The 19,809-nt window shown below is 44.5% G+C and carries 19 protein-coding genes; 13 read left to right on the forward strand and 6 right to left on the reverse strand.

The features are described 5' to 3' along the window. Positions 1-83: 83 nt before the first annotated feature. From B5X68_RS20920 to B5X68_RS20930, 3 genes are read left to right on the forward strand one after another with little or no spacing between them, the layout of a single operon-like run. Complete coding sequence (locus B5X68_RS20920; protein ID WP_082216719.1) at positions 84-710, forward strand: ABC transporter ATP-binding protein; 627 nt, start codon at positions 84-86, stop codon at positions 708-710. Positions 711-736: 26 nt separating this feature from the next. Further along, complete coding sequence (locus tag B5X68_RS20925) at positions 737-1,954, forward strand: ABC transporter permease (RefSeq protein WP_082216720.1); 1,218 nt, start codon at positions 737-739, stop codon at positions 1,952-1,954. 57 nt (positions 1,955-2,011) lie between these two features. After that, complete coding sequence (locus B5X68_RS20930; RefSeq protein WP_082216721.1) at positions 2,012-2,464, forward strand: DUF3299 domain-containing protein; 453 nt, start codon at positions 2,012-2,014, stop codon at positions 2,462-2,464. 3 nt (positions 2,465-2,467) lie between these two features. Here B5X68_RS20930 and B5X68_RS20935 read toward each other — a convergent pair whose 3' ends face one another. Both B5X68_RS20935 and B5X68_RS20940 read right to left on the reverse strand, forming a co-directional pair. Continuing rightward, positions 2,468-3,553 (reverse strand): complex I subunit 1/NuoH family protein, encoded by a 1,086-nt coding sequence (locus B5X68_RS20935; RefSeq protein ID WP_082216888.1) that lies wholly within the window; start codon positions 3,551-3,553, stop codon positions 2,468-2,470. A 49-nt stretch (positions 3,554-3,602) separates the two neighbouring features. Continuing rightward, complete coding sequence (locus tag B5X68_RS20940; protein WP_082216722.1) at positions 3,603-4,613, reverse strand: gliding motility protein GldB-related protein; 1,011 nt, start codon at positions 4,611-4,613, stop codon at positions 3,603-3,605. 14 nt (positions 4,614-4,627) lie between these two features. On the opposite strand from B5X68_RS20940, the gene B5X68_RS20945 reads away from it, so the two are divergent. Continuing rightward, a complete protein-coding gene (locus B5X68_RS20945; RefSeq protein WP_082216723.1) occupies positions 4,628-5,509 on the forward strand; it encodes a Rossmann-fold NAD(P)-binding domain-containing protein in 882 nt (293 codons plus the stop codon). A gap of 50 nt (positions 5,510-5,559) precedes the next feature. On the opposite strand, the gene B5X68_RS20950 is transcribed toward B5X68_RS20945, so the two are convergent. The 3 genes from B5X68_RS20950 to B5X68_RS20960 all read right to left on the reverse strand — a co-directional run bounded on the left by B5X68_RS20950 (position 5,560) and on the right by B5X68_RS20960 (position 8,891). After that, the gene (locus B5X68_RS20950) at positions 5,560-6,714 is read right to left on the reverse strand and encodes a TlpA disulfide reductase family protein (RefSeq protein WP_082216724.1); all 1,155 of its coding nucleotides are present in this window, start codon (positions 6,712-6,714) and stop codon (positions 5,560-5,562) included. Positions 6,715-6,746: 32 nt separating this feature from the next. Beyond that, positions 6,747-8,240 carry an Asp-tRNA(Asn)/Glu-tRNA(Gln) amidotransferase subunit GatB gene (gene gatB, locus B5X68_RS20955; protein ID WP_082216889.1) on the reverse strand — a complete coding sequence of 498 codons (1,494 nt, stop codon included), beginning with the start codon at positions 8,238-8,240 and terminating at the stop codon, positions 6,747-6,749. Positions 8,241-8,327: 87 nt separating this feature from the next. After that, positions 8,328-8,891, reverse strand: coding sequence for a c-type cytochrome (locus B5X68_RS20960; protein WP_082216890.1), 564 nt, complete (start codon positions 8,889-8,891; stop codon positions 8,328-8,330). Positions 8,892-9,165: 274 nt separating this feature from the next. Here B5X68_RS20960 and rpmG point away from each other — a divergent pair, with 274 nt between their 5' ends. The 5 genes from rpmG (at position 9,166) to B5X68_RS20985 (ending at position 12,647) form a co-directional block, all read left to right on the forward strand. Then, positions 9,166-9,348 (forward strand): 50S ribosomal protein L33, encoded by a 183-nt coding sequence (gene rpmG, locus B5X68_RS20965; protein ID WP_026632037.1) that lies wholly within the window; start codon positions 9,166-9,168, stop codon positions 9,346-9,348. 27 nt (positions 9,349-9,375) lie between these two features. After that, entirely contained in the window at positions 9,376-9,528 is a 153-nt protein-coding gene (locus B5X68_RS20970) for a DUF4295 domain-containing protein (RefSeq protein WP_015813059.1), read from the forward strand. 171 nt (positions 9,529-9,699) lie between these two features. Next, entirely contained in the window at positions 9,700-10,662 is a 963-nt protein-coding gene (gene ftsY / locus B5X68_RS20975) for a signal recognition particle-docking protein FtsY (protein ID WP_082216725.1), read from the forward strand. Positions 10,663-10,786: 124 nt separating this feature from the next. After that, positions 10,787-12,097: a 30S ribosomal protein S12 methylthiotransferase RimO gene (gene rimO, locus B5X68_RS20980; RefSeq protein ID WP_082216726.1), complete on the forward strand. Its 1,311-nt coding sequence runs from the start codon at positions 10,787-10,789 to the stop codon at positions 12,095-12,097. A gap of 73 nt (positions 12,098-12,170) precedes the next feature. Then, positions 12,171-12,647 (forward strand): DUF4293 domain-containing protein, encoded by a 477-nt coding sequence (locus B5X68_RS20985; protein ID WP_082216727.1) that lies wholly within the window; start codon positions 12,171-12,173, stop codon positions 12,645-12,647. 138 nt (positions 12,648-12,785) lie between these two features. Here the strand turns inward: B5X68_RS20985 and B5X68_RS20990 are convergent, their stop codons facing one another. Then, positions 12,786-13,760 carry a KpsF/GutQ family sugar-phosphate isomerase gene (locus B5X68_RS20990; RefSeq protein WP_082216728.1) on the reverse strand — a complete coding sequence of 325 codons (975 nt, stop codon included), beginning with the start codon at positions 13,758-13,760 and terminating at the stop codon, positions 12,786-12,788. Between the two features lie 92 nt (positions 13,761-13,852). Between B5X68_RS20990 and recQ the strand changes: the two genes are divergently transcribed. From recQ to B5X68_RS21010, 4 genes are all read left to right on the forward strand, one after another. Further along, entirely contained in the window at positions 13,853-16,063 is a 2,211-nt protein-coding gene (recQ, locus tag B5X68_RS20995) for a DNA helicase RecQ (protein ID WP_082216729.1), read from the forward strand. A gap of 50 nt (positions 16,064-16,113) precedes the next feature. Continuing rightward, entirely contained in the window at positions 16,114-17,403 is a 1,290-nt protein-coding gene (gene purD / locus B5X68_RS21000; protein ID WP_082216730.1) for a phosphoribosylamine--glycine ligase, read from the forward strand. A gap of 116 nt (positions 17,404-17,519) precedes the next feature. Continuing rightward, on the forward strand, positions 17,520-18,614 hold the full coding sequence (locus B5X68_RS21005) for a PSP1 domain-containing protein (protein ID WP_374754824.1): 1,095 nt from the start codon (positions 17,520-17,522) through the stop codon (positions 18,612-18,614). After that, complete coding sequence (locus tag B5X68_RS21010; RefSeq protein ID WP_082216732.1) at positions 18,611-19,804, forward strand: anhydro-N-acetylmuramic acid kinase; 1,194 nt, start codon at positions 18,611-18,613, stop codon at positions 19,802-19,804. Before B5X68_RS21005 ends, B5X68_RS21010 begins: the two co-directional genes overlap by 4 nt. The last annotated feature ends 5 nt before the right edge of the window (positions 19,805-19,809 follow it).

The raw sequence follows: 19,809 nt of genomic DNA on the forward strand, positions 1-19,809 counted from the left end.
TGATTTATTTGTAAGAGTAATTTTTTTTAATGCTGTCGAAAACAAAACTTCCTTATCATTGCAAATGATAAATAGCCTTTGCAATGATTTCAAGCACTAATCTTCGCTTTTCCTATTCCCCCCAAAAGAAGTTCAGCTTTCCTGACATTCAGTGCAAGGATAAGGAAACGCTGCTTATTTTGGGACAATCCGGAAAGGGAAAGACCACATTGCTTCATTTGCTGGCATTGCTACTGCAACCGGAAACAGGGCAAATTTCGATTGCCGAAAGGCCTGTGACGAACCTTTCTCCGGAAGAGGTTACCAAAATCAGGGCTAAGAATATCGGCATTATCTATCAAAAACCACATTTTGTCAGCTCGCTTTCTGTCCTGGATAATATATTGTTATCCAATTACCTGGCGGATCGGAAGGAGAATATTCATAAAGCCAGGCTGCTGGCTGAAAAACTGGGATTTGCGGAACATTTGCCCAAGAAAACCAGTCAATTAAGCCAGGGCGAGCAGCAGCGTGTCAGTATTGCACGCGCTTTAATGAATGAGCCTAATGTAATCCTCGCGGACGAACCAACTTCCAGCCTGGACGACAGCAATACGCAAAATGTAATCACACTATTAAAGGAACAATCGGCTTCCATTGGCGCAAGCCTGATCGTGGTTACGCACGACCAGCGTTTGAAGGATGAATTTTCAAATCAGGTTCACCTTTAATCCGCCATTAACTAATCCCGAACGGAATGAATGTTGTTAAAATAAGCCTGGCCAATCTCAAAGAGAAAAAACTCAACAGTTTTCTGAGTGCGTTGCTCCTGACGCTCGGCATAGGCATGATCTCACTGCTTTTATTACTTAACAAACAACTAGACGAGCAATTCCGGCGAAACATCCGCGGCATTGATATGGTTGTGGGCGCTAAGGGAAGCCCGTTGCAACTGATCCTGTCAAGCATTTATCAGATTGACGCGCCTACGGGTAATGTTCTGCTGGCGGAAGTGGACGCATTGCGCAAAAACCCTTTTGTCAAAACAGTGATCCCGCTATCCATGGGCGACAGTTACCAGGGGTTTCGGATTGTAGGCACCACGCTAAAATATATCGAGCATTTTCAGGCAAAGATTTCACAGGGACAACTTTATAATGCATCTATGGAAGTAACCATAGGCAGTAAAGTGGCGGCTGTTTCACAACTTAAAATCGGCGACACATTTGCAAGCTCTCACGGTCTGGATGCTGAGGGAGAGGCGCATAAGGAAAAAAAATACAAGGTTACCGGCATTTTTGAAGCCAATGGATCTGTGGTTGATCAGCTAATCCTGACCCGGCTGTCAAGCGTTTGGGATGTTCATGCGCATGAAGATGAAGGAACTGGAAAACATGAGGAACACGACGACCATGAAGAATCCGAGGCAGGAAAACAGGTTACCAGCGCCTTGATCCAATTCAGGAACCCAATGGGCTTAATGACGATCCCACGGCAGATTAATGACAACACATCCATGCAAGCAGCGCTGCCTAGCATTGAAATAAACAGGCTTTTTTCCCTGCTCGGTGTCGGTATTGAAACGCTTCGTGCATTGGCCTTAATCATCATCAGCATTGCCGGGATCAGCGTTTTTATCTCACTCTACAATTCATTAAAAGAGAGAAAATACGAAATGGCGCTGATGCTTTCCATGGGCGCGACGCGTACGCGGCTTTTCCTGATGCTTTTGCTGGAAGGCTTAATGCTGGCGGTCATTGGTTATTTCGCCGGGATCATTCTGAGCCGCGCGGGTCTATGGTTATTTTCAAAAGCAGCTGAGCAGGATTTTCACTATTCGTTAAGGAAATTTACCATTCTGCCGGAAGAAATTTACCTGTTTTTTGTCGCCCTGTTCATCGGATTTTTAGCCTCAGCACTTCCTTCGTTAGGCATTTACAAGCTGAATATCTCCCGGACACTGGCGGAGGAATGATATTCTGTGTAAATTTGTTAACTTAGTTAAATCCTAACCAAGACAAAATCAGGCCCGATGAAATCTGTAAGAATCATAATATTGCTTTTTTGTTTCACCTCCTTATTTGCTTTTACCCCAGCTTCTAATCCGGTAAAAGTGACATGGGAAACATTGCGTGATGTGACTTTCAAGAAGAAATGGTACGCCGAAGAATCCATTTATATGCTGCACCCGACTTTCGGGCCAAGCGTTCAAAAGCTCAAAAATCAGCAGGTTACCATTACCGGATATATCCTTCCTGTGGACCTGGATGCTAATTTATATGTGCTATCAGCATTTCCTTTCAGCGCGTGTTTTTTCTGCGGAGGAGCTGGCCCTGAGACGGTTATGACATTGAATTTCAAGAAAAAAGATGGCCGCAAGTTCAAAACAGACGAGCGCCTGACTTTTGTAGGAACACTGAAATTGAATGCGGATGATATTTACCAGATGAATTATATTCTGGACGGCGCCGAAATCACTGAATAATTTTTAGATCCCTATCAACTTCCAAACGCCGGAGATAAAGAAAAGCACAAGTCCGACAGGCGTCAAAACTTTCCATCCCAGATACATTAGCTGATCTACGCGAAGGCGCGGAAGTGTCCAGCGTGCCCACATTTGGATTAATATGCCAAATATCGCTTTACCCAGCAGCCAGAAAATCCCGGTAAGATAGCCAAACCACGTTCCGGGCTCTCCGCTTGTCCAGTCTGCCAGTTTCAACGGGCCGATGTTAGGAAAAGGCGTGTTCCAACTTCCTAAGAATAAAATGGCGCCTAATAGACACACCAGCAGCATCATTCCATATTCCGAGAGCATAAAAAGCGCCCAGCGCATGCCCGAATATTCAGTGTGAAATCCCGCTACCAATTCCGATTCGCCTTCCGGCAAGTCAAATGGGGCCCGGTTACATTCAGCCAGAGATGCGATGAAGAAAACAATATATGCCAACAACAAAAAGGGATTTCGGACAATGTTCCAGGACAAAAATCCACCCACATTGGTCACATCAACCCCCAGGTCTTTTATCCCAAAAAGATAGACAGGCTCATTGGCATAAATGCCTTGCTGGAAGCTTATAATTTGAAGATCAAGCGTTTGCGTGAGCATTACCACGCACAGTATAGATAATCCCAGCGGAATTTCGTAGGAAATAATTTGCGCCACCGCACGCATGGCGCCAAACAATGCAAATTTATTATTGGAACCCCAGCCGGCCATTAAAAGCCCTATAACGTCCACAGAAACAATGGTCAGCAAGAAAAAAACGCCCACTGACGCACCCGAACCAGCCAGATCAGGAGCTAAGGGAACAACCGCAAATCCAGCAAAAACAGATACGAAAATGACGAATGGTGCAAGCAGAAAAAGGCGCTTATCTGCTGCTTTTGGAACAATATCTTCCTTTTGAAGCAATTTGAGCAAATCGGCAAAAAGCTGTAAAAGCCCCCATTTGCCCACTTCCATTGGCCCCATACGATCCTGGATAAATGCAGAAACCTTGCGTTCCAGATACACGCCGATTACCACAAAACCCGGCACAAGAAGGAGGAAAATGATGAGTGTAAACGGTATCAACGGCTTTTAGGAATCTTAGTGACAGCCGCAAAAGTAAACAAAAAACTTACTCCTCTTCGTCCGGCTCGCCGTTATATCCCGAATCCTGCAAAATCTGTGCAGCGTTCTCCATTTCCATTAATTCGGGCAGGGTTACTTGTGGATTTTCTGCGCGGAAACGGTTAACGATCCGCCAGCCCACCCAACGCGCAATGGCACCCGGCACTTTCTGCCCGATCTCCGTTGTAAAAGGCCTTTCTTCAATAAATTTTTTCTTTTTCAGATCAACGGATTCATAAAGCAGCTTTCCGGCAATGAAATAAGCCCATATATCATGCTGACTGGCATAGGTCCTACGCAAATTATCCGCAGAATAGCCAATAATGAGGCTATCCGGCGTGGTTGGCATCACTTGTTTTACAAACGCAAAACCCTTTCCATAACCCACTATGTCCGCCAGCAGCGTCTTGTCAGTTGGGTCCATTTTGTTGAACCGGTTGGATTCGAAAAAGACGATAGAGGGAACAATGTATTCTTTTCGAAAACGACGCAACTGATAATCAAACACATCCGGCCGATACATGGCTTCGGGTCCACCGAAATAATCTAATCCGATAATGATCAGCGAATCGGAAATGTATAGATCGTTGCCTGTAAATCCTGTAATCATGAATTGGATTTTGGGCGCTCTGAATGTCGGGTAATGATATTTTATTTGTTTGAATGCCTCCGCTAATGGATCCAAAATGTTCTTTTTACGGTCGCCGATCAGTTCATCAAGCTGCTTCCGAAAAGCCAGGAAATCAGGATTTTGTAGAATGTTGAATAAATGCGCTGCAAGCTGGTTGGGATTCATCTGCGAACTGGCAAAATATTCCCTGGCTAAATAAGGATGCTTATCGAGGAAAATTTGCACATCTTTAACGGATTTGCACGCAAATAATGCCTGGTCGAGATTTTCAGATTCCAGATTGACCACGGCATTGCTGGTATCCGTTTCTTGCCGGTTATCTTTTTCACATGAAACGAAGAAAATAGAAAGCAGAAAGCAAGCGAAAGCGATTCTAAAAAAGAACATAGCCTTGATATCAAATGTCGGATAAAGATTCAAAAGTAGAAAAAAAACAAATAAGCATTCTGGGATGCGGTTGGCTGGGATTCCCATTAGCTCAACGTTTGCGGAGCCGGCATAGTACATGGCAGATAAAAGGCAGCACAACATCTGTATCGAAGATTGACACATTCGTGGAAAAAGGGATTGAAGGCTATTTGCTTCCCCTTGACCCAGAATTTAATGTAGAAAATTCCTGGTTGCATTCGTTTTTCGATGTTGATACGCTGATCATTTCGCTGCCCCCACGCCTGTATAAGCATGAGCCGGGCTTTTACATAAAACAAATCGAATCGATTATTTCGGAGATTAAGACTTCGAAGATCAATGACATTATCTTCATCAGCTCCACTGGGATTTACCCTGAGCTGAACAGGACCGTTGTTGAGGATGACGTTAAAACGCCAAAGGAATCGGCTTCGCCTGAAATGGTCGCGGCAGAAAACCTTTTAACGGAATTACGTCCCGACCATAATGTTACCATCCTCAGGTTAGGCGGCTTACTGGGTTATAACCGCATTCCGGGAAAATATGTGCAGGGACAAAAAGATATGACAACCGGCTCAATCCCTGTTAATTACATTCACCGGGACGATGCGGCGGAAATTATCATAACAATTCTGGAAGCGGGTGTTTTCAATGAGACATTTAACATTGTGGCTCCCGGTCACACGACAAGACGGGAAGTTTACGAAAAATCCTGCACGCAATTTGGCTGGGAAACGCCAACATTCGCCAAAACTGACGAAAAGCCCGATTTTAAGGTTATTTCAGCTGAAAAATTCAATCAGCATTACAAATACGACTTCAAATTTGCTGATCCTTTGCAATTTTATTACAGTCTGGAAGACCATGAGGCATAAAAAATCCGCAAGACACGTCCTGCGGATTTTTGACTACATCTAATCTATTACTATTGAGCGCCCAGCAATTCGGTAAGCTTACTTTCCAAAGCTGGTCCGCGTAAGTTCTTGGCAATTATTTTCCCTTCTTTATCGATCAGGAATGTGGCTGGAATTGCATTTACACCATAAGTCTGTGCTACGCCGGAGTTCCATTTCTTCAATTCCGATCCGTGCAGCCATTTTAGTTTATCACGCTCAATGGCCGTTTTCCAGGCTTTTTCGTTGTCGTCCAGTGATACGCCGTAAATGTCAAACCCTTTGTCCTTAAACTTGTCATACATGCGCACAACATTCGGATTTTCCATCCGGCAAGGGCCGCACCAGGAAGCCCAGAAATCGATCAAAACGAATTTTCCGCGTAATGATGACAATGCAACCGGCTTACCGTCAGGACTGTTCAATGTGAAATCAGGCGCCTGCTGTCCAACCGAAACGCCCGCAATCCTTTTGATCTGACCAATAAAACCTTTTGCCAGTGTCGGCGTCGGTTCTACTTTTTCGTAGTCATCCGCCAGTTTTTTTAAGATTTCGATATCTGTATCCGGATTCAGAAAGTTATTTGCTGTAAATAACGCAACTAACGAAGTGCCCATTTCAGGGAGCAATTTCTTGATAACATCCAGCCTTTCTTTGTCCGCGCTTGCAAATGATTGCTGCACTTCCAGAATTTTCTTAGCGTCTTTTTTCTCTTCTGCCTTGGCATACTCTTCATTCCAAACGGTCACCTTGCCGGCAAAAGACCGCATTAGCTTGTCTATTTGGGCATAGTAATCCATATTTTTGGAACCTGTAATATCCGCGTTTCCGCCGTTTCCTTTGGCATCCCTTGTGGTCCCGTCCGCCAGCACATTGAATTTTTCTCCACCTTCCACAAGCAAGATCACTTTCTGACGATCCGCAATGTTCAATGAAAAGAAGCTTCCGCGGTCGTTTTCAGTGCCTTTTAATGCGAAAGAGCCGTCTGCCGAAAGTTGCGTGGAATCTAGCTTAACGGACGATCCGCCCGCAGTTGAGCGAAGCAATGTTATTTTTTCTCCTTTTGCACCATTTTTTACCTTACCATTGATGGAAAAATCTTTGGGCGGAAGCTGCTGTGCCTGAGATTGAAGGCTCAAAAAAGCAATGCTAGATATGAAAATACTTTGTCTTAATATTCCTTTCATGACCTTCATAATGGTTTTGTTAGGCGTAACGATCAGAGTTTAGCGCTCAGCAGTTGGCTTACCAGCTTTGGATCAGCAGTGTTATTTGATTTTTTCATGACTTCTCCCACAAAAAGACCGAGTAACCCTTTTTTTCCTTTTCTATAAGCCGCAACCTTGTCGGGCATTGCGCTAATAACCTCATCTACCAACGTTTCAAGCTCGTTTGTATTGCTATTTTGAATCCAGTTATTTGAAGACGCGATCTCTTTCGGGTCGCGTTGCGGCTCGGCCAAAAGCACCGGAAATATCTTTTGCGTAGCCACAGAATTGCTCACAATGTTTGACTCGCTCAGATCAATCAATGCTGCCAATCCTTCCGGGCTGATCGGAAAACGGTCAATGTTCCCTTCGTGATCATTCAGATATGATTTCACCGGGCCCATCAGCCAGTTTGAAGCGGCCTTAAATGCATTTGTTTTGGCACAAACTGCTTCAAAATAAGCTGCAATTTCTCTTGTGTCAGTCAGCACAGCCGCGTCATAAGCAGGAATTCCATACTGATTCGTAAATTTCTCGCGCAGCTCATGCGGCAATGCCGGCATATCCGCCTTAATGCTGTTCAGCCATTCATCTGACACGACAACCGGGCTTAAATCCGGATCGGGAAAATAGCGATAATCATTCATCGTTTCCTTCACCCGCATGCCGTAAGTCTGTCCGCTTTCTACGTCAAACATGCGCGTTTCCTGCTGGATCGTCTGCTCGTTCTCCAACATGGCCACTTGCCTTTTTTCTTCAAAACTAATGGCACGCATCATGTTTCGGATCGAGTTCATGTTCTTGATCTCCACTTTGGTGCCCAGTTTTTCTGCTCCTTTCTTTCTGAGCGAGACATTAACATCGCAACGCAGCGAGCCTTCTTCCATATTGCCGTCACTAATGTGCAGATAGCGCACCAAACGGCGGATCTCTGTAACAAATGCCCCTGTTTCCTCCGCAGACCGCAGATCGGGCTCTGAAACCATTTCAACCAAAGGTGTTCCGGCGCGGTTATAATCCAGCAATGTTTCGGTAACACTGCCGTCATGAACAGATTTGCCGGCGTCCTCTTCCAAATGTATATGATGGAACCGAATGATCTTTTCAATCATTTTCCCTTCCTCATTCTTTGTAGAAATAGTCACGCCACCGTTTTCGCAGATCGGTTTTTTGTCCTGCGAAATCTGGTAACCCTTTGGAAGGTCGGGATAAAAGTAATTTTTACGGTCAAAAATGGTTCTTCTGCTGATCGAGCAGCCACAAGCCAGTCCGAGCCGGATTGCATACTCAACCGCTTTTTTATTGATTTTGGGTAAAGTCCCTGGTAATGCAAGCGTAAGCGGACCAATGTTTGTATTAGGCTCAGCACCAAAAAGGTTTCTGTCCTGGGCAAAAAGTTTGGATTCCGTCAAAAGCTGACAATGTACTTCGAGCCCGATTACTGTTTCATACTGGGCCAAAAGTTCATCCGTGATATCAGCAGGTTGCAGTGCGTTTTGAGTCATATAAAATAAAAATGCTTTCGCAAAGATACGAATACGGGCCGTCCATAGCATGAACGGCCCGTATTTTCTAAAATTGACAACCTTATATTATAATGAGTTGATCCAGTTGGCGATCACCACAATGTCGGCTTTGGGAACATGCGCAAGTGGCGCCATTGGAGGATAACCTGGCCAATGTTCCGGTTTTGGATTGTGAACCAGCTCTACGATCTGATCCGCAGTATATTTTTTCTTAGCAACTTCCGAGTAAGCAGGCCCAATCACCTTATCATATGCCTGATGGCACGCAAAGCAAGCGTGTTTGTTAAGCAATGCTGAAACATCCGCAGGCACAGGCTTGCGTTTTGGTGGTGTTGCCGCAGCCGGAGCTGCCGGTGCTGCCGAAGCAACTGCCGCTGTATCACCAGAAGCCGTTTTTCCCGAATCTCCGGCCGCGGGAGCCGCAGCAGGCGCTGCCGCTTGCACAGGAGGTGTCGCAGGTTGATTTTTTCTTTCGTTTTGTAATGCTACAAGCGCCGTTTCCTCTCTTGATTTGCTTCCGGATCCATAGTAATGATCATATTTATCCTTGTCTTCCTGAGAGGAGCAGCCGATGAGTAAGAAAACCGCCAGAGCAACAAGCGCCAAAGGGGTACTTTTTTTAATAGTCATTGTTTTAAATTTAAGAATTTCCGCCAGATTATGGATTTGCAAATAAATCGCACACGAAGAAAGTAAGTTTGTGCTAGATTTCCTTCAAATTTAAGACAGAAATTGAAAGTGTGCAGATTATAACCTCAACTTATTTATTTGTCTAGCAAGATCTTAAAGTCATTGGGCTTAAATTATTTTTTTCAAAAAATACACTAAATTTAGTAGACAGCATTGTGTATAAAACTAAATGTTATTACTTTTGCAGTCCTATTTGTAAAAACGATGTAAAGCAATGGCTAAGAAAGGTAATAGAGTACAGGTTATATTGGAATGCACAGAACAAAAAGATAGTGGTGTTCCTGGAATGTCACGTTATGTGACTACAAAAAATCGGAAAAATACGCCTGGCCGTATGGAGTTGAAAAAATTCAATTCATTCCTGAGACGCTATACAGTCCACAAAGAAATTAAATAAGGTTTTACACTTTAAAAATATACAGACATGGCAAAGAAAGTAGTTGCTACCCTGAAAAAAGAAGGCGGAAAAGCATTCGCTAAGGTTATTAAGGCTGTAAAATCTCCAAAAACAGGAGCTTACACCTTCAAAGAAGAAATCGTTCCTTTAGACGGTGTTCAAGGTGCCCTGAAAAACTAGTCTTCGACCGCCGGGCGGCCCCGGACGCTCAGACTGACATTATTGATGGTTTTCTCATGAGCAAAGCCAACGGATTATATTCAGTTTTCTAAAAAGTCCCTTTTGGGACTTTTTTTGTTTTATTTTTGGGCACATATACACAGTTACAGATCTTACTACATTCACACCGTTATGAGCTTATTTGGTTTTTTTTCAAAAGAGAAAAAAGAAACATTGGATAAAGGCCTGGAAAAAACCAAAGACAGTTTCTTTGGCAAACTTTCCCGCGCCATCGTTGGTAAAACCACAATCGACGAAGATGTTCTGGATGAATTGGAAGACATTCTTGTAAGTTCAGATGTAGGCGTTGAAACCACAGTTAAGGTCATTAAACGCATTGAAGAAAGAGTCGCACGAGACAAATATGCAACCACAGCCGAACTGGATGGCATACTTCGGGAGGAAATTGCAGCATTGCTGACAGAAAATAAATCCGTTGATATCAAAGACAGCTACGAAACCGAGCATCTTCCTAAACCATTCGTAATCATGGTTGTGGGCGTGAATGGTGTCGGGAAAACGACCACGATCGGAAAGCTGGCACACCAGTTTCATCAACGCGGTCACAAAGTGGTGCTAGGCGCTGCCGACACATTCCGCGCGGCGGCAGTGGACCAGCTCAAACTCTGGGGAAAACGCGTTGACGTCCCGGTTATCGACCACGGCATGAACACCGACCCTTCCGCAGTGGCATACGATGCATTGAAAAAGGGGATGGAAACGGGCGCCGACGTGATCATTATCGACACAGCCGGACGTTTACACACGAAGGTCAATCTCATGAACGAGCTTTCAAAGATCAAACGCGTCATGCAGAAGATCATTCCCGATTCCCCGCACGAAGTATTACTGGTTCTCGATGGCAGCACAGGCCAAAATGCTGTAATTCAAGCCAGAGAATTTACCAAAGTCACGGAAATCACTGCATTAGCAATCACAAAACTGGACGGAACAGCGAAAGGCGGCGTTGTAATTGGCATATCCGATGAATTCAAAATCCCTGTAAAATATATAGGCGTCGGAGAAAAAATGGACGATCTCCAAGTTTTCGACCGGGATGAATTTGTAGATTCTTTATTTAAGAAGATTGGCTAAGCAATCAATTTTTCCGAACTTTGCACCCCGTTTCGCCGTTCATTATCAGTCACTTTCACATGAACGGCAACTGCATTTCAAAATTCACTTAAAGCTAAAAGCTTCTCGCAGATAGCTAAAACCAATGAAAACCAAAGGAATAGTTAAGAATAAAGTCAACATTGTTACGCTGGGATGTTCCAAAAACCTGGTGGATTCAGAAGTGCTTTACACGCAACTCAAAGGAAACGGATTTGCCGTTGCCCACGAATCAAAAAAGGACGATTCACAGATTGTTGTCATCAATACCTGCGGATTTATTGATAATGCAAAGGAGGAATCCATTAATACAATCTTGCGCTACGCTGATGCAAAAGCGGCGGGAATGGTTGATAAAGTTTACGTTACGGGCTGTTTATCACACAGATACAAAGACGAGCTTTCGATAGAAATTCCAACGGTTGACGCCTGGTTCGGAACCAATGAGCTGCCGCGCCTGCTCAAAACATTAAAAGCAGATTACAAGCACGAACTCGTTGGCGAACGCCTGCTAACCACACCGACGCATTACGCATATTTAAAAATCGCGGAAGGTTGCGATCGGCCTTGTAGCTTTTGCGCAATTCCCATTATGCGCGGCGGCCATGTTTCCCGCTCCATTGAAGAATTGATCAAAGAAGCTAAATCCTTGGCTAAACGTGGCACAAAAGAATTGATACTGATCGCGCAGGACCTGACTTATTATGGTCTTGATATTTATAAAAAAAGAAATCTATCCGATCTGCTGGCGCAGCTTTCCGATGTGGAAGGCATTGAGTGGATCAGGCTGCAATATGCTTATCCAGCCGGATTTCCGATGGATATATTGGATATCATGAACGATCGCAGCAACATTTGCAAATATCTGGACATGCCGCTGCAAACCGGCTCGACCGAGATTTTGAAATCCATGCGCCGCGGGATCACACGTGAGAAAACAGAGGCATTGATCGAGACTATACGCGCAAAAGTGCCTGATATTACATTAAGGACAACATTGATCGTCGGTCACCCCGGAGAAACGGAAGCGTTATTTGATGAGACCTATGATTTCGTAGAAAAAATGCGTTTCGACCGTTTGGGCGCATTTCAATATTCTCATGAAGACAACACGCATTCCTATACAATGCCGGACGACATTCCGGCAGAGATCAAACAGGAACGTGCAGATGCCATCATGGAGTTGCAACAGGGCATTTCCTATGAATTGAATCAGCAAAAAATTGGTAATACATATAAAGTCCTTTTCGACAGGAAAGAAGGCGGGCATTTTATAGGAAGGACTGAATTTGATTCACCAGAGGTTGATAATGAAGTACTTGTGCCTGCCAGCCAATATGTGCGCTTGGGTGATTTTGCCAATGTAAACATTACTTCGGCGGAGGAATTTGATCTATACGGCTCTGTTATTTCCTGATAATGCTTTCCATCTGGAAAAGTCTTTTATTAAATTCGCGGCTTCATGAAGCCAGTTCACAATATTTAGAAATATGTTACAAAGAATTCAGACCGTTTTTCTAGCCCTGACAGTCATTGGAATGGGTATTTTTCTCGCCTTCCCACTATGGACAAAAGTTGCTGTCGAAGGTGAGCAGCGTGCCGACCTTACAGCAATTAAGCTTACACATCAGGTAAATGCTGTGCAATCCAACGTTCAGCCGGTTTATTATCTGATCATTCTCGGCATTCTGGTTGCTGGAGTTGCAGCATATGCCATATTTCAATTCAAAAACAGGGTTTTACAGTCCGCACTTTGCGCCGTCAATTCCATTTTGATGACCATCATTATGGGACTCGTGATCTACTTCACTTTTTACAAAACAGCTAAGCTTTTTGATCCAAACTTACCTGGAAGCTATGAAATAGGGTTTTATGGCTTAGTAGGCGCAATGTTGGCCAATGTTTTCGCCAATCGATTTATTAGAAAAGACGAGCGGGAAGTACAGCAGTCGAAGCGGTTTAGGTAACACCCTCGTCAGCCTGAATGCATCTTGCTTGTCAGCCTGAGCGGAGTCTCTCACCTGTCAGCCTGAGCGGAGTCGAAGGCGCGCTACTCCTGGGTAACGTGCCTTCGTCTCCGCTCAGGCTGACAAGCTTGTAACGAGTCACACCAACCCTTCCCGCAAAAGATCGTGTAAATGCACGAAGCCCAGAATTTCATCCTGCTCCACAACAACAACCTGCGTAATGCTGCGGGACTGCATGAGTTCCAGGGCTTTAACAGCATATTCATCAGGCGAGACGGAGATAGGTGACTTCGTCATAATGTCGCGGGCTTTTAAGTGCAGAATTTCGCCTCCGTTATGTTGTTTGAGCATTCGCCTCAAATCTCCATCCGTGATAATGCCAGCCATTTTGCCGTCGGCATTATTGACGGCAGTGGCCCCCAGCCTTTTGGAAGTCATTTCCAAGATAATTTCCTGCAAACCAGCACTTTCAAGGACAACTGGCAATGCATTATGCGGGTAAATGTCACAGATTTTAAGATAGAGCCTTTTGCCCAAAGCGCCTCCCGGGTGGAACTTTGCAAAATCATCGTGTGTAAAACCTCTTGCTTCCAGTAAGCATATCGCTAATGCGTCACCCAATGCCATGGTCACGGAAGTGCTTGTAGTAGGCGCAAGATTGAGTGGATCAGCCTCTTCCGGCGCATAAGCATGCAGAATGTGATCCGCATTCTTGGCCAGGTACGAATCCCTATTGCTTACCATCGCGATCATTGTCACGCCGGTCCGTTTTAAGAGCGGAATAAGCACCTTAATTTCGGCAGTATCGCCGCTCCGGGAAATCACAATGGCCACATCATTGTCCTGGATCATGCCCAGGTCACCATGAATGGCGTCCGCGGCATGCATAAACAATGCGGGTGTACCGGTTGAGTTGAGCGTAGCAACTATTTTTTGCCCAACGATGGCGCTTTTACCCACACCAGACACAACTACTCGACCTCCGCAGTTAATAATGGCATATACGCAGTTTTCAAATTCTTCATCAATCAATCCGATCAGATTATGCAATGCTTCTGCCTCTTGCCGCAACACTTCTTTTGCTATTGACTGAATATTTTTTATTAATTTCAAATCTGAAACACAGTTTTATTGGGAACCAATGGGATTTTTAATTTCAAAAGCAAAGATATAGAAGTTTGGGATAACCATTTTGTTAACAGAGTATGGTAAAGAATGTTGATGCAGTCGTTTTAGACACGTTGAAAGAAAGGCTTAAAGAAATTTTTGGGTACAGTCAATTCCGGGGTGAGCAAGAAGTAATCATTCAAAACATCCTGCTTGGTAAGAATACTTTTGTGATCATGCCCACCGGTGCGGGAAAGTCACTTTGCTATCAACTGCCTGCTCTTGTCAGCGATGGTCTGACCATCGTCATCTCGCCGCTCATTGCATTGATGAAGAACCAGGTTGACCAGCTGACTGCTTTCGGTATTAATGCACAGTTCCTCAATTCAACGCTTACCAAATCTGAAATGACGCGGGTTAAAAGTGATGCGCTGGATGGCAGCTTAAAATTACTTTACATTGCTCCTGAGTCACTTACGAAAGAAGATAACCTCGATTTTCTTAAAAGAGTTAAAATATCCTTTGTTGCCATCGATGAGGCACATTGCATTTCCGAATGGGGACATGATTTCCGTCCGGAATACCGCCGCATTTACGGCATTATCGAAAATATAGGCAGGCTTCCTATTATCGCTCTTACGGCAACCGCAACGCCGAAAGTGCAACAGGACATCCGCAAAAACCTGCAAATGGAGGAAGCTGAGACCTTCAAATCTTCATTTAACAGAAAAAACCTTTACTACGAAATCCGTCCTAAAAAGGATGTTAAAAAACAACTGATCCGCTATGTCCGCAATAATAAGGGTAAGTCCGGAATTGTATATTGCCTGAGCAGAAAGACGGTTGAAGAAGTGGCTGAACTGCTTACTGTTAATGACGTTCGTGCATTACCGTATCATGCCGGATTGGACAGCAACACGCGTATGGCCAACCAGGATGCGTTCCTGAATGAAGAAGCAGATGTGATCGTTGCGACCATTGCATTCGGGATGGGAATTGACAAGCCGGATGTTCGTTTTGTGATCCATTATGACGTTCCGAAATCGTTGGAAGGTTATTATCAGGAAACGGGCAGGGCCGGACGGGATGGTTTGGAAGGAAATTGCCTGATGTTTTACAGCTATGAGGACATTCAGAAGCTGGAAAAATTCAATAAGGACAAAACGGTTACTGAACGCGATAATGCACGCCATTTGCTGAACGAAATGGTGGCCTATTCAACATTGGGCGTTTGCCGCCGCCGGCAATTGCTAAGCTATTTTGGGGAGTATCTTGAAAAGGATTGCGGGTTTTGCGACAACTGCATTAAGTCAACTGAGAAAACAAAGGTTCAGGACGGCGTTATACTCGTTCTGAGAGCTGTTCAGCTTACCGAACAACGATTCGACTGCGAACACATTGCGGACGTCCTGACGGCCACTGAAAACCAATATGTTAAAAGCTACGAGCATGATCAGCTGGATGTATATGGCAAAGGACTGGAAATCAATGAGTCACGCGACTACTGGATTTCGACCATTCGCCAGCTTGTGATCTTTAATTATCTTGAAAAAGACATTGAAAATTATGGAGTGATTAAATTGGGCGAAAAAGGTGCAAATTACCTGAACGATCCTTATCCGGTAACGCTTCATAAAGACCATAATTTCGATGAAGAAGAAGTAAAACCAGAAGATGACGACAAGGATGCAGCCACTGGCGGAAGCGCGCATGCTTATGACGAAGCACTTTTGGGAATACTTAAAGCGCTTCGTAAAAAAGTTGCAAAGGAGAAAAACCTGCCTCCTTATGTTATTTTCCAGGATCCGTCATTGGAAGAAATGGCAACGACCTACCCAACCACCCAGCAGGAAATGGCGCAGATTAATGGCGTCGGAATGGGTAAGGTTCAGAAGTTCGGTCGTCAGTTCATTGAGGTGATCACCCGATATGTTGAAGAAAACGAGATTGAGACAGCAAAGGATGTCGTTATAAAATCGACTGTCAATAAATCTAAAATCAAAATATTTATCATCCAGCAAGTCGACCGCAAGGTAAGCCTGGATGAAATCGCTGAAGTTAAAGATCTGGCCCTCGCCGACGTTATTGAGGAAGTTGAACATATCTGCTACTCGGGAACCAAGCTGAACCTCGATTACTATATCAATCAGGTAATTGACCGGGAAAGACAGCAGGATATATATGACTATTTCATGACCGCTGAAACAGATAATATAGCCGCAGCATTAGGGGAATTTGCCAATGACGAAATTAGTGAAGAAGAATTGCGGCTTATGCGAATCAAGTTTTTATCCGAACTGGCGAATTAATCGGCCGGGAAAACTTGTTATCAGTGTTTTTGTGAAACAATTAACCATTTATGAATATACTAATATTGGGATCAGGCGGAAGAGAACATGCCTTTGCCTGGAAAATAGCCCAAAGCCCTCTTTGTGACAGTTTATATGTAGCTCCCGGGAACGCGGGAACTGCGGCTGTTGCAACCAACCTCTCTATATCTTATAATGATTTTGATGCCATCGCAAATGCGGTGTTGGAAAACAGAATTGAGCTGGTGATCGTAGGTCCGGAAGAACCATTGGTCAACGGCATTGTCGATTATTTCGAATCGAGAGCAGATCTCTCAAAAGTAAAAATTATAGGCCCGAATAAAGCAGGGGCACAATTGGAAGGAAGCAAGGATTTTTCCAAACTGTTTATGCAGAAATACGGCATCCCAACTGCTTCTTCCAAAACATTTACTGTTGAAACATTAGAACAAGGACTGGAATATCTTGAAGCCCAGCCACTTCCTATTGTTTTAAAAGCTGACGGCCTGGCAGCCGGCAAAGGCGTTATCATTGCCGAGAAGCATTCGGAAGCAGAAACAGCTTTCAGAGAAATGCTTCTGGACCGGAAATTCGGGGATGCGGGTAACAAAGTTGTGGTAGAACAATTTTTGAAAGGGATAGAATTATCCGTATTTGTCCTTTCAGATGGAGAGCATTATAAAATTTTACCCGAAGCCAAAGATTACAAACGCATTGGCGAAAACGATACAGGCCTTAATACAGGCGGAATGGGCGCTGTATCGCCAGTGGCTTTTGCGGATGCCAATTTTTTGAAAAAAGTGGACGAAAAGGTGGTTAAACCCACTTTACACGGTCTGAAAAGTGAAGGGATCAAATATGTTGGCTTCATTTTTATTGGCTTAATGAACATAAAAGGCGAGCCTTTTGTGATCGAATACAATGTAAGGATGGGTGATCCGGAAACGGAGGTTGTGATCCCGCGCATACAGTCGGATTTTGCTATGCTCATGGCCTCAACGGCGAAGGGGACTTTGAACGATTTTGAACTACAAATCTCCCCGCAAGTGGCCGTGACGACCGTGGTTGTGTCAGGAGGTTACCCAGGAGATTATGAAAAAGGAAAGGTAATTTCCGGCAGCCAAAAAGTAGAAGATGTGTTTTTATACCACGCGGGCACTACTTTCAATGGAAACACCGAAGTTGTGACAAATGGAGGAAGGGTTATGGCACTTACAGGCCTGGCCAATTCCCTCGAAAATGCGGTTCATAAATCGCAGCGCGCAGCCCAGGCTGTGCAGTTCGAAGGCAAATATTTCCGGCATGACATCGGTGTGGATTTAATACGTTATAACGATTGAAGATATGAGTAATTATGGGATGTGGATCATGTTCATCCGGCGGATGCGGTTCTAGTGGATCGACTGTCTCGGGATGTGGAAGTAATGGAACCTGTGGAACAGGCGGATGCAATAAAATGAATGTCTACGATTGGCTCAGCCACATGGATGTGCCTGTTAGTCAACGTTTTGATGTTGTAGAAGTAAAGTTTAAAGGAGGAAGAAAAGAGTATTTCAGAAATATAAATCAGCTGGAATTCATCACAGGCGACTATGTGGTTTGTGAAATGGCTTCTGGCCAGCATATCGGGACTGTTTCTTTGCAAGGCGAGCTGGTGAGGCTTCAAATGAAGCGTAAAAATGTGGTTATCAACGATGATATGCACGTTCTTTACCGGATTGCGACGGAAAAAGACCTCGATAAACACACCCAGGCGATGGCGCGCGAGATGCCGACGCTTTATCGTACGCGTGAAATAATCCGTGAGATGAAGCTGAATATGAAGCTCTCAGACGTTGAATTTCAATCTGATAATACCAAAACAACATTCTATTATTCCTCCGAAGAACGCGTCGATTTCCGCGAGCTCATCAAATCATTGGCCTCGGAATTCAAGGTAAGGATTGAAATGCGCCAGATCAGCCTTCGCCAGGAAGCGAGCCGTTTAGGCGGACTTGGTTCTTGTGGGCGTGAACTATGCTGTTCAACCTGGCTTACAGATTTTAAAAATATATCAACCGCAGCAGCGCGTTACCAGAATTTATCGTTGAACCCTGCAAAACTTTCAGGACAATGCGGACGCCTGAAATGCTGTCTGAACTACGAGCTGGAAACGTACATTGATGCTTTGCGGGACATCCCGACTGTGGATGTGCCTTTGAAGACCAAAAAAGGTGTCGCTGTTTTGCAAAAGACAGATATTTTCAAGAAGATCATGTGGTTTGGTTTTGATAAAGACACAAACTGGTATCCGGTGGCAATCAGTAAAGTGCTCGAAATCATGGAACTGAACAAAAAGGATATCATTCCGGAATCATTGGAAATCCTGACGCCGCAAGCCGAAAAAACGGCGGTGGACAGAGCACCGGGAAAGATCAATAGTGATCTGGAAAACCTGGACAAAAAATACAGCGAAGAGCAGAAAAAGAAGAAAAAGAAGAAGAACAGGTCTGGTAAGAATAAGAACAATGCCAACAAACCACAGGCTTCTTCTCCTCAAAATGGCTTATGAAAAAGCATATTGAGAAACTCTGTCAACTTTCCGGCAAACCATCCCGCAGAATTATCGGACTAATGTCCGGTACTTCTTTGGATGGGCTGGATGTGGCTGTTTGCAATATTGAAGGAAGCGGTACGGAAACGGTTTTGGACCTGGAATTTTTCACAACAGTGCCATATTCCGACGAGTTCCGCAATGAAATCCTACAAATTTTCGCAAAAAGACAGATTGATTTTCAACAGCTTTGCCTCCTGAATCCTTTCATAGGCTCTACGCATGCAAAAATGATCCTGGATTGTCTGAAAAGCTGGGACATTGATATTGAACACATTGACCTTATTGCCAGTCACGGCCAGACCGTTTTTCACGCTCCTAAAAAACAGCATAAGCTTCCCGGATTCCCTAATGCAACATTGCAAATCGGTGACGGAGATCACATTGCAGCCAAAACTGGCGTTATTACATTGAGTGATTTTCGTCAAAAACACATAGCGGCAGGTGGAGAAGGTGCTCCGCTGGCGGTTTATGGGGATCATTTTCTGTTTTCCAAAGCAGGTGAAAACCGAATCCTGCTCAACATGGGCGGCATTGCTAACTTTACATTCCTGCCGGGAACCCTTGACACCACGAAGATATTTACCACCGACACGGGCCCGGGAAACACGCTTTTGGACGCCTATACCAAGCGATTTTATCATAAACCTTTTGACGAAAACGGCGCAATAGCAGCAAGCGGGAAAGTGAATGAGACATTACTGGCAGCATTAAAGTCTTTTCCATTCTTCAAAGCGCCTTTTCCGAAGACAACCGGCCCCGAAGTTTTCAACTTCGATTATGTGGAAACAGCCATTCAGCAGTCTAAACTGATCTCCGTTTCAAGGCAGGATATCATTGCAACATTGACACAGCTTAGCGCTGAGACCATTGCTGATGCGATTAAGAGCGTGATGAACGAAGATGACGCCTACACCATTTACGCAAGCGGCGGCGGCGCACATAACCCGGTGTTAATGTCCGGGATTTCACATGCATTGAATCGTCCGGTTTTGAAAATTGATAAGCTCGGCATTTCCGGCGATGCCAAGGAGGCGGTTTTGTTTGCCGTTTTGGCGAACGAAGCGGTGGCCGGTGAGCAAATGCATTTTGGGGAAAAAGAGGGAGTACCCGGCGTTTCAATGGGGAAAATCTCGTTTCCTGGCTGACTGGC

This window comes from Dyadobacter psychrophilus, from assembly GCF_900167945.1.
GTDB lineage: Bacteria > Bacteroidota > Bacteroidia > Cytophagales > Spirosomataceae > Dyadobacter > Dyadobacter psychrophilus.